The sequence below is a fragment of the Segnochrobactrum spirostomi genome (genome assembly GCF_009600605.1).
Classification (GTDB): Bacteria; Pseudomonadota; Alphaproteobacteria; order Rhizobiales; family Segnochrobactraceae; genus Segnochrobactrum; species Segnochrobactrum spirostomi.
Genome location: NZ_VWNA01000001.1, coordinates 1,155,986 through 1,167,794, shown reverse-complemented (window position 1 = coordinate 1,167,794; position 11,809 = coordinate 1,155,986). Strand labels below are relative to the sequence as shown.

Sequence of the window (11,809 nt, the reverse complement as noted above, 5' to 3'; positions counted from 1 at the left end):
CACGAGATGTGGGCTAGCCCGCGAGAGGAGATCGCCATGAACGTCACGGACAGGAACGTCGCGGGCGACATCGCAGGCCGGGCGACGGCCGCGTTCGAGGCGCCGACCATCGCCGACATCGAGGCTGCGGCGGCGCGGCTCGCCGGTGTCGCCTTCGAGACGCCGCTACTGCCGCTGCCGGATCTCTCGGCGATGCTCGGGGCCGACGTCTACGCCAAGCCCGAATGCCTTCAGCGCACCGGCTCGTTCAAGTTTCGCGGCGCTTTCAACCGTGTCTCCATGATTCCGGAGGCCGAGCGTGCGGCAGGCGTCGTCGCCTGCTCGTCCGGCAACCATGCCCAAGGCGTCGCGGCCGCTGCCGCGCTCTACGGCATCCCGGCGACGATCGTGATGCCGCGCGACGCGCCGGCGACGAAGATCGCCCGGACCCGGATGCTCGGCGCCGAGGTGGTGCTCTACGATCGCCAGACCGAGGATCGCGAGGCGATCGCCCGGGGATCGCCGGCGAGCGTGGTGCCACGTTCGTGCACCCCTACGACGATGCCGGCGTGATCGCGGGGCAGGGCACCGTGGGGCTCGAGATCGTCCGGCAGGCGCAGACCCGCGGCATCGAACCCGATACGCTGCTCACCCCCGCCTCGGGCGGCGGGCTCACCGCCGGCATCGCGATTGCCCTCCACGCGACGTTTCCGCTCGCCGATGTGCTGACCGTGGAGCCCGCGGGCTTCGACGACCACGCCCGCTCGCTCGAAGCGGGCGAACGGGTCGTCAACGAAAAGCTATCGGGCTCGATCTGCGACGCTCTCTTGTCGTCGTCGCCGGGCCATCGCACTTTCTCCATCAACCGCGACGAATTGACGGGCGGCCTGTCTGTGAGTGATGCGGAAGCGCTCGCTGCGGTCGCGTACGCGGCGCGGGAGATCAAGGTCGTGCTGGAACCCGGCGGGGCGGTGGCGCTCGCGGCGGCGTTGTCGAACAAGATCGACCTGCGCGGCCGGTGCGTCGTGCTGGTGCTTTCCGGCGGCAACATCGACCCCGCCTTGCTCGCCGAAGCCCTCGCGCTCTGACCGAGATCCGGGGGGCGCTCGGAGAGGTTCGTCGCCGCCGCCGACATTCGCCGCAAGGTGTGACCCGGCGGCGCTCGACGGGGCGTGCACGAGGCGATAAGAGCGGTTAACCGGTCTGCCAACAAGCGCGGGAGATTCGCCAGTAATGAGTAACGGCGTCGCCTTCGACATGCCCCGGCTGACGGTGGAAGCCGGCGAAGACGCGACGCTCGTGCGGGCGACCGGCGACTGGGTGCTGGGCATGGGGCGGCAGGCGGAAGCCGCGGTCGAGGCGGTCGACGTGCCGCGGGAGCGCCCGGTCCGTATCGACGTCAGCGCGATCGGCGGGTTCGATACGAGCGGCGCCTGGCTGTTGCACCGGCTTCGCGCCGGCCTCGAATTTTACGGCCTCAAAGCCTCGATCGTCGGCTTGTCCGAGAATCGCCGCCAGCTCATCGGCGAGGTCGAGACCCATACGCCGGTGCCGTGGGTGCCGGAGCGGCATCGCTTCTCCGTCATCCGCATGCTGGAGAAGATTGGGCATCGCACCGTGATGATCGGCCAGGACGCCGCCGCGGTGACGAACGTGCTCGGTGCCTTCGCGATCGGATTCGCCGGGTCGCTGATCGGGCGCTCGCGGCTGCGGCTGCCCTCGATCGTGGCGAATTTCGAACGCACCGGCCTCGGGGCCGTGCCGATCATGACGCTGATGTCGTTCCTGGTCGGCGGCATCATCGCCCAGCAGGGCGCGCGCTATCTGAGCCGCTTCGGTGCCGACATCTACGTGATCGACCTCGCCGGCGTGCTCGTGCTGCGCGAACTCGGCGTGCTTCTGACCGCGATCATGTTCGCCGGCCGCTCCGGCAGCGCCTTCACCGCCGAGATCGGCTCGATGAAGATGCGCGAGGAGATCGACGCGCTGAGCGTGATCGGCGTCAGCCCCATCAACATCCTCATCATCCCGCGCCTGATCGCGCTGATGCTCGCGCTTCCCGTCCTGACCTTCATCTCCGACCTGGCTGCCCTCGCCGGCGCCGGCATGGTGGTGTGGTTCTATCTCGGCATTCCGCCGCAGACCTTCATCTCCCACCTCCAGGATGCGATCGACATCCCCACCTTCATGGTCGGTATCGTCAAGGCGCCGTTCATGGCCTTGATCATCGGCCTCATCGCCTGCGTCGAAGGCATGAAGGTCGGCGGCAGCACCGAATCGCTCGGTCGCCAGACCACGACCTCCGTCGTGAAGTCGATCTTCATGGTGATCGTCGTCGACGGCATCTTCGCCATGTTCTTCGCGGCAATCGGGGTATGACGATGGCCGATGTTGGGGCGAGCGATCCGAGAAGGGCCGATCCGGCGCCGCAAGGCGGCGAGCGGGAGGTCGTCATCAGCGCGCGCGGCGTCACCGTCGCGTTCGGGACGCAGGTGGTGTTGAAGGACCTCGACCTCGACATCTATCGCGGCGAGGTGCTCGGCTTCGTCGGCGGCTCCGGCACCGGCAAGTCGGTGCTGATGCGCACCATCCTCGGCCTGACGCCCAAGCAGGCCGGTACCATCGAAGTGTTGGGGCAGGATCTCGATAAGATCAGCGATCAGGCCCACCGCCAGATCGAGCGGCGCTGGGGCGTGCTGTTCCAGATGGGCGCGCTGTTCTCCTCGCTCACCGTGAAGCAGAACGTCCAGATGCCGATGCGGGAGCACCTCAAGCTCAGCCCGCAATTGATGGACGAGCTCGCGCTCCTCAAGGTGGAACTCGTGGGCCTGCCGCGCACCGCGGCGGACAAGTATCCCTCCGAGCTCTCGGGCGGTATGGTGAAGCGTGCGGCGCTCGCTCGCGCTCTGTCACTCGATCCCGAAATCCTGTTCCTCGATGAGCCGACATCGGGTCTCGATCCGATCGGCGCCGCCGATTTCGATGACTTGATCAGAAAGCTCAGAGATACCTTGGGCTTGACCGTCTACATGGTGACCCACGACCTCGACAGCCTCTATTCCATATGCGATCGGATAGCGGTGCTCGGAGAGAAGCGGGTCTTGGTGGCGGGAACGCTCGACGACATGCTGAATTTCGACCACCCTTGGGTCCGCTCCTATTTCCACGGCGTCCGGGGTGGTCGGCTGTTCAAGGCTGTGCACGCGAAAGCGTCCAACGAGTCCCCCGCGAAGGGCTCCGACTGAGAGGCTCGCATGGAGACCCGCGCCCAATATGTCACGATCGGCGTTTTCGTCCTTCTCGTGCTCGCGGCCGCGTTCGGGTTCGTCTATTGGCTCTACCGCGCCCAGGACAATTCTGCGCGCGTGCCGATCGACATCGTGTTCCCGGGCTCGGTGACCGGCCTCTCGACCGGCGGTTCCGTCTTTTTCAACGGCATCCGCATCGGTCAGGTCGGCAGCATCTATTTCGCCAAGGACGGTTCGCCGACCGTGGTCGCCCAGGCGCTCGTCGACCCGACGGCGCCGCTGAAGAAGGACGTCCGGGCGACCCTCGGCTTCCAGGGGCTGACCGGCGTCGCCTACCTCCAGCTCAGCGGCGGCAGCACGGATGAACCCTCGCTGTTCGATCTGCCTAACGGTCAGACGCCGAAGATCTATGCCGACCGTTCGGCCTTCGAAGACATCCTCGAAGGGGCGCGCGAGACGCTGAAGAAGGCCGACGACGCGATGGCGACGGTCAGCCAGATCATCAAGCAGAATGGACCGCAGGTTTCCGCGACGATCCAGAACGTTCAGAAATTCTCCGGCGCGCTCGCCGACAATTCCGACCAGATCGCCAAGTTCATGCAGGAGGCCGGCCGCGTCGCCGACACGCTGTCCGGACTGTCGAGCCGGCTGACCGGGGTCGTCGATCGCGTCCAGGTGCTCGTCAACGAGGTGAAGCCGGAAGACGTCGACGTGATCGTCGGCAACACCCGCAAATTCACCGACACCCTCGCCAATGTCGGTGGCCAGATCGATCAAGTGGTCGATCAGGTCAAGGGGGCGGCGACCGACCTCAAGAGCTTCACCGAGGGCCTCAACAGCACGCTCGACGACGTGCGTGCGGTGGTGAAGGCGGTGCCGGCGGAGGACGTGAAGCGCGTCGTCGCCAACGTCACCAAGCTCTCCGACACCCTCGCCGGCAGCAGCGAGCAGATCTCGGGCCTGATCTCCAACGCCCGCGAGGCGGCCGGCAACATCGACAAGGTCGCCCAACTCGTCATCGATCGCTCGAAGTCGGTCGATGAATTCGTGGCGAGCGCCACCTCGATGGTGCGTAAGATCGACACGCTCGCCGCCGATCTCCAGCCGTCTGCGAACAATCTCCAGCGCATCCTTGCTGCCATCGGGTCGGACAAGGTCCGCTCCATCGTGGACAACGTGCAGTCGCTCACCGGCACCCTCGCCGGCCGCGGCGGCGACATCGACCGGGCGATCACCGACGTCCAGAAGGCGGCCGACTCGGCCCGGGTGTTCGCCGATAGCCTCGCCGCCCAGCGCGGCAAGGTGGACGAGGTGGCGAACGAGGCCCAGCAGATGGTGGCGAAGCTCAACGCCGCCGCCGACAAGGTCCCGGTCATCCTCGACAAGGTCGATGCGATGGTCGAGGGCGACGGCAAGGGCCTGATCGCCGAGGCGACCGGCGCCGCCCGTTCGATCCGTCAGGTGGCGGAGACCATTCAGACCACGCTGCCGGGGATCATGAGCGGGATCTCGCGGTTCTCCGGCAACGGCCTCAACGACCTGACCGGGGCCATCAACCAGCTTCGCCAGACGCTGTCCACGATCCAGGTCGCGGTGCAGAGTCTCGAGCGCAATCCCAACCGGCTGCTCTTCGGCGGGTCCGATCAGCCGGTGTACAGCCCCCAGCGGCGCTGAAATCGAGAGGCGGCCGGATGATGACGGAAGCTCGAACGGGAGCGGCTTGGACCGCAGGGCAGGGGACGCTCGCGCGCACCCTCCGCGCCGCGGCGGCGGTGGCGCTCGTCGGCCTGATGGCAGCCTGCGCCTCGACCGGCACCAAGGCGCTCTACGACCTCTCCGCCGTCGCCAGCGTGCCGGCGCCGGCGAACCACAAGGCGAGCAGCGCCCAGGTCCTCGTGCCCGCGCCGCGCGCCCTGCGCGCGCTCGCGACCGATTCGATCGCGGTGAAGTCGGGCGCGGCGGCGATCTCCTATTATCCGAACGTGCTGTGGGCGGACCAACTGCCGAACGTGCTGCAATCGCGCGTCGTCGAATCGTTCGAACGCTCCGGCCGCATCCATGCCGTCGGCTTCCCCGGCGAGGGGCTTCTCATCAACTATCAGATCCCGATCGAGATCCGGGATTTCGAGCTGGTCAGCGGTGCCCACTCTCGCGGCGTCGTCGAGCTTTCGGTGAAGATCCTGAACGACGCCAACGGCCGGGTGGTCGCGAGCCGGGTGTTCCGTGCCGAGGTGCCCACCTCGAGCGACACGGCGCCGGCGGCCGTCAAGGCGCTCAACGCGGCGCTCCAGCAGGTCCTGAACGAACTGGTGCCCTGGGTCGATCAGTCGATCTGAGCGCCCGCTCTCGCGGGGTGCGGCAAAGCGTCGTTCGTGCGCGGGCGCAAGGTCTGCGAACCGCAGGGCTGTAAAAGAGGCCTGCTGGCGCCATCGCGCCGGCCCGACCGGCGGACGCAGGGGCGCGCCGACGGATTTTCGTCTGATGAGGTTTCGATGACCGCGCGCAATTTCGCCTTCCTCACCCGTCTCGCCGACGCCGCGGGGACCGTGATCCTGCCGCACTTCCGGTCGGCGCTCGCCGCCGACAACAAGGCGGGGCACGGCGCCTACGATCCCGTCACAGTGGCGGACCGCGGGGCGGAACAGACGATTCGGGCGATGATCGCCGCGGCCTTTCCGGAGGACGGCATCTACGGCGAGGAGTTCGGCATCGAGCGCGCCGACGCCGACCATGTCTGGATCATCGATCCGATCGACGGCACGCGCGCTTTCCTCGCCGGTCTGCCGCTGTGGGGCGTTCTCGTCGGCCTCGTCTCGCACGGCAAGCCGACGCTCGGCATGATGGCGCAGCCCTATACCGGCGAACTCTTCGTCGGCGACGGCGGCAGCGCGCACTTCCACAAGGACGGCTCCACCCACACCCTGCATTCGCGTAAGGGACGCCCGCTCTCCGAGGCGCTGATGATGTCGACCTCGCCGCGCCTCTTCAAGGCGAGCACCGGCGATCTGGAGGCGTTCGAGCGGGTGGCGGGCGCGGCGCGCGACGTCCGCTTCGGCGGCGATTGCTACGCCTACGCGATGGTGGCGGCCGGCAACGTCGACATCGTCGTCGAAGCCGGCCTGCAACCCTACGACATCGCCGGCTTGGTGCCGATCATCGAAGGCGCCGGCGGCGTCGTGACCACCTGGGACGGCGGCCCGGCCCACAATGGCGGCCGCATCGTGGCGGCGGGCTCGCCCGAGCTCCATGCCGAGGCGCTGAAGCTCCTCGTCGCCTGACGGCCTTCTCAGGCGCCGCGGACGCGCTCCGCGGCGACCGGGCGAACCCGGAGCTCGATCCAGTTGCGGATCTCGGCGAGGCGCTCCGCCTCGTCGGTGATCATCCGGTCGAGACCCCACGGCCAGGCGATGTCGCGGCGCGACGGGTCGGCGGCGAGCGTCCGGTAATCCGCGATCATGCGGTCGAGCAGCCCCTCGTCGTGGAGATAGCCCTCGCCGAGGAGGATCGGCCGGTAGCGGTCGAGCACGCCCGCGATGTCGGTCAGGTCGTATTCCGGGTGATATTGGACACCCCAGAACGTGCCGCCGTCATAGGTGATCTCGGCCGCCTGGACGTCCGAGACGGCGTTCGTCGCCGTCACCACCATCCCCTCCGCCAGGGTCTCGACCTCGTCCATGTGGACGCACGGAGCGTCGAACGTCTCCGGGCGGCCGTCGTGCAGGCCGTGGCCGCGTCCGGCCTCGGTGAGGCGGATGGCGCGGGCGATGCCGACCTCGCGGCCCTTCGGGTTCGCGCGTACGCTGCCGCCGGCGGCCACGGTCGCGACCTGCAGCCCCCAGCACGAGCCGAAGAACGGCACCTTCGCGGCGAAGACCGCGCGGGCGAACTCGATCTGCGAGGTGCAGGCGTCGTCCGGCTTGTAGACGTTCAGCGCCGAGCCGGTGATCGCGATACCGTCATAGGACTCGAGCCCCGCGCCGGGGATGTTGGCGCCGGGATCGGCGGGGAAGACGATGTCGACCGTCGCATCCGGCGCGAGCTTGCGCAGCACGTCCGCATAGCCTTGGGACGGCGTGCGTCCGGTCAGCGCGCGGACCCGCTCGCGGTGGCTTTCGACATTGCCCTCGGCGACGAGGAGACGGAGACCCATGATCGAGGCCTTTTTTCTCTGTTGGAGCACGGCGGGGAGGGGGCCGGGGTGGCTTGCGCCGCCGTGGGGACGTTCGCGGGAAGGGTTAGGAGAACCGCCGCTTGGGTGGAAGGGCGCCGTTTCCACGGGGCGCGGTGCGGCGGAACGAAAAATCCCCCGGCGGGCGGCCGGGGGATCGGTAGACGTGGCCGAGGCCGATGAAGCGTGCGCTCAGGCGGACGTCGCCGCCATCGCCGGGGCGCGGTCCGCATAGATGTAGAGCGGGCGCGCCTTGCCGTCGACGACCTCGGGCGAGATCACAACTTCCTTGACCCCTTCGAGGCCCGGCAGCTCGTACATGGTGTCGAGCAGGATCTGCTCCATGATCGAACGCAGGCCGCGGGCGCCGGTCTTGCGCTCGATGGCGCGCCGCGCGATGGCGCCGAGGGCGTCCTCGTGGAAGCTGAGGCTGACCCCCTCCATCTCGAACAGGCGGTGATATTGCTTCACCAGCGCGTTCTTCGGCTCGGAGAGGATGCGCACCAGCGCCGGCTCGTCGAGATCCTCGAGCGTCGCGATCACCGGGAGACGGCCGACGAATTCGGGGATCAGCCCGAACTTCAGCAGATCCTCCGGCTCCACCTCGCGGAAGAGTTCGCCGGTGCGGCGATCTTCCGGAGCGAGCACGCGGGCCTTGAAGCCGATCGAGGTCTTGCGGCCGCGGTCGGAGATGATCTTCTCGAGGCCGGCGAACGCGCCGCCGCAGATGAAGAGGATGTTGGTGGTATCGACCTGCAGGAATTCCTGCTGGGGATGCTTGCGGCCGCCCTGCGGGGGCACGCTCGCCACCGTGCCTTCCATGATCTTCAGAAGCGCCTGCTGGACGCCTTCGCCCGACACGTCGCGGGTGATCGAGGGGTTGTCCGACTTGCGCGAAATCTTGTCGACCTCGTCGATGTAGACGATGCCGCGCTGCGCCCGCTCGACGTTGTAGTCGGCCGACTGGAGCAGCTTCAGGATGATGTTCTCGACGTCCTCGCCGACATAGCCGGCCTCGGTCAGGGTCGTCGCGTCGGCCATGGTGAACGGCACGTCGAGGATGCGGGCGAGCGTCTGCGCGAGCAGCGTCTTGCCGCAGCCGGTCGGGCCGATCAGCAGGATGTTCGACTTCGACAGCTCGACGTCGTTGTTCTTGCTGGCGTGGTTGAGGCGCTTGTAGTGGTTGTGGACGGCGACCGACAGCACCTTTTTCGCCTGGTCCTGGCCGATCACGTAATCGTCGAGCACCTTGCGGATCTCGGAGGGGCTCGGGATGCCGTCGCCCGACTTCACCAGCGAGGACTTGTTCTCCTCGCGGATGATGTCCATGCAGAGTTCGACGCACTCGTCGCAGATGAACACCGTCGGACCGGCGATCAGCTTGCGCACCTCATGCTGGCTCTTTCCGCAGAAGGAGCAGTAGAGGGTGTTCTTGGTGTCGCTGCCGCTGACCTTGCTCATACTTTCATCCTCGTGCCCGGCAGCCGCCGGACCGCGCCCGACACCTCCGGTCTCGAGACGGCCCCGCTCCTTCTGAGCGCGACACGCCCCCGATTGCGACTGCGTCCCCTGCGACGCCATCGCCCGAGTCCGCCCCGCCCGGGAGCGGGACAACGTCGAATCCCAGCCTCGAACGCAATGCAAGCACGCGATTCGAAGCGATACAAGCGAGCCGGCGAACTTTACCCGGCGAAACCTTCGCCGGCCTGTAGGCCCCGCTCGGGCCGATTCCGACCACCGGAGCCGACCACCGACTGAAATTCGCTGCCGACTTGGACCGTTCTGCGGCAAAGGCCGCAGCCGGTGCCCGGCCGTCCGCTCAGGCCGCCGGGGCGACCGCCTCGAGCGAACTGCGATCCTGCAGCACGCGGTCGATCAGGCCGAACGACTGGGCAACCTCGGGCGTCATGAAGTTGTCGCGCTCGAGCGCGGCTTCGATGGCGTTGAGGTCCTGCCCGGTGTGGCGATGGTAGATCTCGTTGAGACGGCGCTTCAGCGCCAGAATCTCCTGGGCGTGCAGCATGATGTCCGCCGCCTGGCCGCGGAAACCGCCCGACGGCTGGTGGACCATGATGCGCGCGTTCGGCAGCGCAAAGCGCATGCCCTTCTCGCCGGCGGCGAGCAGGAGCGAGCCCATCGACGCCGCCTGACCGATGCACAGCGTCGAGACCGCCGGCCGGATGAAGCGCATGGTGTCGTAGATCGCGAGGCCGGACGTCACCAGGCCGCCCGGCGAATTGATGTAGAGCGCGATTTCCTTGGTCGGATTTTCCGCCTCGAGGAACAGGAGCTGCGCCGAAACCAGCGTCGCCACCGTGTCCTCGATCGGACCGGTCACGAAGATGATCCGCTCCTTCAAAAGGCGCGAGAAGATGTCGTAGGCGCGCTCGCCCCGACTCGTCTGTTCGACCACCATCGGCACGAGCGTGCTCATGTAGGTGTCGATGGGATCTCTCATGGGACGTCCTTAATTCCTGGCAACCGCTGCGGCCGAGGACGCCTGCCGGTTGGATCAACCGGCCCGTTCCCCCCGACCGGGAACGCTCGCGGCCCGAACTGCCGCTCGTCCGTCATATAGGACAATGATTGCGGCACCGGAAGACCACCTCTCCGTGGTGCCGCAAGCTTCGGAACGGCGCCCACCGGAAATGCGAAACCGGGCGGAGCCGCAAGGCCCCGCCCGGTCGGATTGCGGCCGTGCCCGAAAATCAGGCGGCTTCGGCTTCCGTCTCTTCCGGATCGGCGAGCAGCTCTTCCTTGCTCACCGTCTTATCGGTGACGGTCGCGAGCTCGAGGACATAGTCCACGACCTTGTCCTCGTAGATCGGCGCACGCACGGCGGCGAGCGCCTGCGGGTTCTTGCGGTAATAGTCGATGACCTCGCGCTCCTGGCCGGGGAAGCGCATCATTTCGCGCTGCAGGGCGCGCTGCACTTCCTCGTCGGTAACTTCGAGGCTGTTCGACTCGCCGATGTGCGACAACAGGAGGCCGAGGCGGACGCGGCGCTCGGCAATCTTGCGGTACTCGGCCTTGGACTCTTCCTCGGTCGTCTCTTCGTCGGCGAAGGTCCGGCCCGAGCGCTCCATGTCGGTGGTGAGCTGGCGCCAGATGCCGTCGAACTCGGTCTCAAGCAGGAGCTCGGGCACGACGAAGTGGTGCATCTCGTCGAGTGCGTCGAGGAGGGCGCGCTTCACCTTCTGCCGGCTGGCACCCTGGTAGCGTGCGGCGAGCTGGCTGCGGACGGCGTCCTTCAGGGCGTCGAGCGAGGCGAGGCCGACCTTGGACGCGAGGTCGTCGTCGATCGCGACGGTGCCGGGAGCGGCGACCGCCTGCACCTTGACGTCGAACACGGCTTCCTTACCGGCGAGGGTGTCGACCGGGTAATCCTCGGGGAAGGTCACGGTGACCTTGGTGTCGTCGCCGGCCTTGGCGCCGACGAGCTGCGGCTCGAAGCCCGGTATGAAGCGGTTGGAGCCGATCACGAGATCGACGCCCTCGGCGCTGCCGCCCTCGAAGGGCACGCCGTCCACGGACCCGACGAAGTCGATGGTGATCTGGTCGCCGTCGGCGGCCGGGCCGTCCTTCGCCTCGAACGGGCGGACGCTTTCGGCGATCTTCTGGAGTTCGCCGTCGACCTCTTCGTCCGACACCTCGGCGACGGGACGCTCGATCGCGATGGAACGAAGGTCGCCGACGGTGATTTCCGGCAGCACCTCGTAGCGCATCGTGAAGCTGAGATCGGCCTCACCGTTGACGATCGCCTCGACTTTGCTCTCGTCGATGTCGACGGCCGGCTGCAGCGCGGGCTTGTCGCCGCGGTCCGCGACCGCCTGGCGCACGCTCTCGGTCACCAAGTCGTTGATGATCTCGCCCATCGCGGTGCGACCGTACATGCGGCGCAGGTGGCCGGTCGGCACCTTGCCGGGACGGAAGCCGTTGATGCGCACCCGATCTTTCAGGTCTGCGAGATAGGCGTCGAGCTTGGCCGCGATGTCGGCGGCCGGGATGACGACATCGAGCTCGCGCTTCAGGCCGTCGGACAGGGTCTCGGTGACGTTCATGGATCCGTATTCTTCTCGTGCACTGTTCGGGAATGCGACGCGGCGATAACGCCCCGCGCGCGGCAACGCAAGGCTCGTCTCGTCTTCGGTGTCCCCGTCTGCCGCCGTGCGCGGGCGTCCAACGTGGACCGAAGCGGACGATGGCCCGTGTCTTCGGCGCCGGGTCTTCGGCCGTCTCTCGGCCGCGAACCTGGTGCGGGCGGAGGGACTCGAACCCCCAAAGCTTGCGCCACTGGAACCTAAATCCAGCGTGTCTACCAATTCCACCACGCCCGCGATGGCCCCCCGCCGGCGGCGCCTCGCGCCAAGCGCGGACGAGCCCGCCGGCGCCAGCCGGGGCGCGGCATTCTATA

The 11,809-nt window shown here is 67.6% G+C and carries 9 protein-coding genes, 1 tRNA gene and 1 pseudogene; 6 read left to right on the top strand and 5 right to left on the bottom strand.

What is annotated here, in order from left to right:
- Positions 1 to 36: 36 nt before the first annotated feature.
- The 6 genes and pseudogenes from F0357_RS05190 to hisN all read left to right on the top strand — a co-directional run bounded on the left by F0357_RS05190 (position 37) and on the right by hisN (position 6,505).
- A pseudogene (locus F0357_RS05190) lies at positions 37 to 1,067 on the top strand (threonine/serine dehydratase family protein).
- Between the two features lie 145 nt (positions 1,068 to 1,212).
- Positions 1,213 to 2,358, top strand: coding sequence for an ABC transporter permease (locus F0357_RS05185; protein ID WP_153479394.1), 1,146 nt, complete (start codon positions 1,213 to 1,215; stop codon positions 2,356 to 2,358).
- 2 nt (positions 2,359 to 2,360) lie between these two features.
- The gene (locus tag F0357_RS05180) at positions 2,361 to 3,224 is read left to right on the top strand and encodes an ABC transporter ATP-binding protein (protein ID WP_246161363.1); all 864 of its coding nucleotides are present in this window, start codon (positions 2,361 to 2,363) and stop codon (positions 3,222 to 3,224) included.
- Between the two features lie 9 nt (positions 3,225 to 3,233).
- The gene (locus tag F0357_RS05175) at positions 3,234 to 4,901 is read left to right on the top strand and encodes an MlaD family protein (RefSeq protein WP_153479392.1); all 1,668 of its coding nucleotides are present in this window, start codon (positions 3,234 to 3,236) and stop codon (positions 4,899 to 4,901) included.
- A gap of 17 nt (positions 4,902 to 4,918) precedes the next feature.
- Positions 4,919 to 5,563: an ABC-type transport auxiliary lipoprotein family protein gene (locus F0357_RS05170; protein ID WP_153479391.1), complete on the top strand. Its 645-nt coding sequence runs from the start codon at positions 4,919 to 4,921 to the stop codon at positions 5,561 to 5,563.
- A 156-nt stretch (positions 5,564 to 5,719) separates the two neighbouring features.
- Positions 5,720 to 6,505 carry a histidinol-phosphatase gene (gene hisN / locus F0357_RS05165; RefSeq protein WP_153479390.1) on the top strand — a complete coding sequence of 262 codons (786 nt, stop codon included), beginning with the start codon at positions 5,720 to 5,722 and terminating at the stop codon, positions 6,503 to 6,505.
- Between the two features lie 8 nt (positions 6,506 to 6,513).
- Here hisN and F0357_RS05160 read toward each other — a convergent pair whose 3' ends face one another.
- The 5 genes from F0357_RS05160 to F0357_RS05140 all read right to left on the bottom strand — a co-directional run bounded on the left by F0357_RS05160 (position 6,514) and on the right by F0357_RS05140 (position 11,732).
- Positions 6,514 to 7,377: a type 1 glutamine amidotransferase gene (locus tag F0357_RS05160; RefSeq protein ID WP_153479389.1), complete on the bottom strand. Its 864-nt coding sequence runs from the start codon at positions 7,375 to 7,377 to the stop codon at positions 6,514 to 6,516.
- 210 nt (positions 7,378 to 7,587) lie between these two features.
- Positions 7,588 to 8,856 (bottom strand): ATP-dependent Clp protease ATP-binding subunit ClpX, encoded by a 1,269-nt coding sequence (gene clpX / locus F0357_RS05155; RefSeq protein ID WP_153479388.1) that lies wholly within the window; start codon positions 8,854 to 8,856, stop codon positions 7,588 to 7,590.
- Positions 8,857 to 9,214: 358 nt separating this feature from the next.
- Complete coding sequence (locus tag F0357_RS05150) at positions 9,215 to 9,853, bottom strand: ATP-dependent Clp protease proteolytic subunit (protein WP_153479387.1); 639 nt, start codon at positions 9,851 to 9,853, stop codon at positions 9,215 to 9,217.
- A 250-nt stretch (positions 9,854 to 10,103) separates the two neighbouring features.
- The gene (tig, locus tag F0357_RS05145) at positions 10,104 to 11,456 is read right to left on the bottom strand and encodes a trigger factor (RefSeq protein WP_153479386.1); all 1,353 of its coding nucleotides are present in this window, start codon (positions 11,454 to 11,456) and stop codon (positions 10,104 to 10,106) included.
- Between the two features lie 191 nt (positions 11,457 to 11,647).
- A tRNA-Leu gene (locus F0357_RS05140) sits at positions 11,648 to 11,732 on the bottom strand.
- Positions 11,733 to 11,809: the final 77 nt, after the last annotated feature.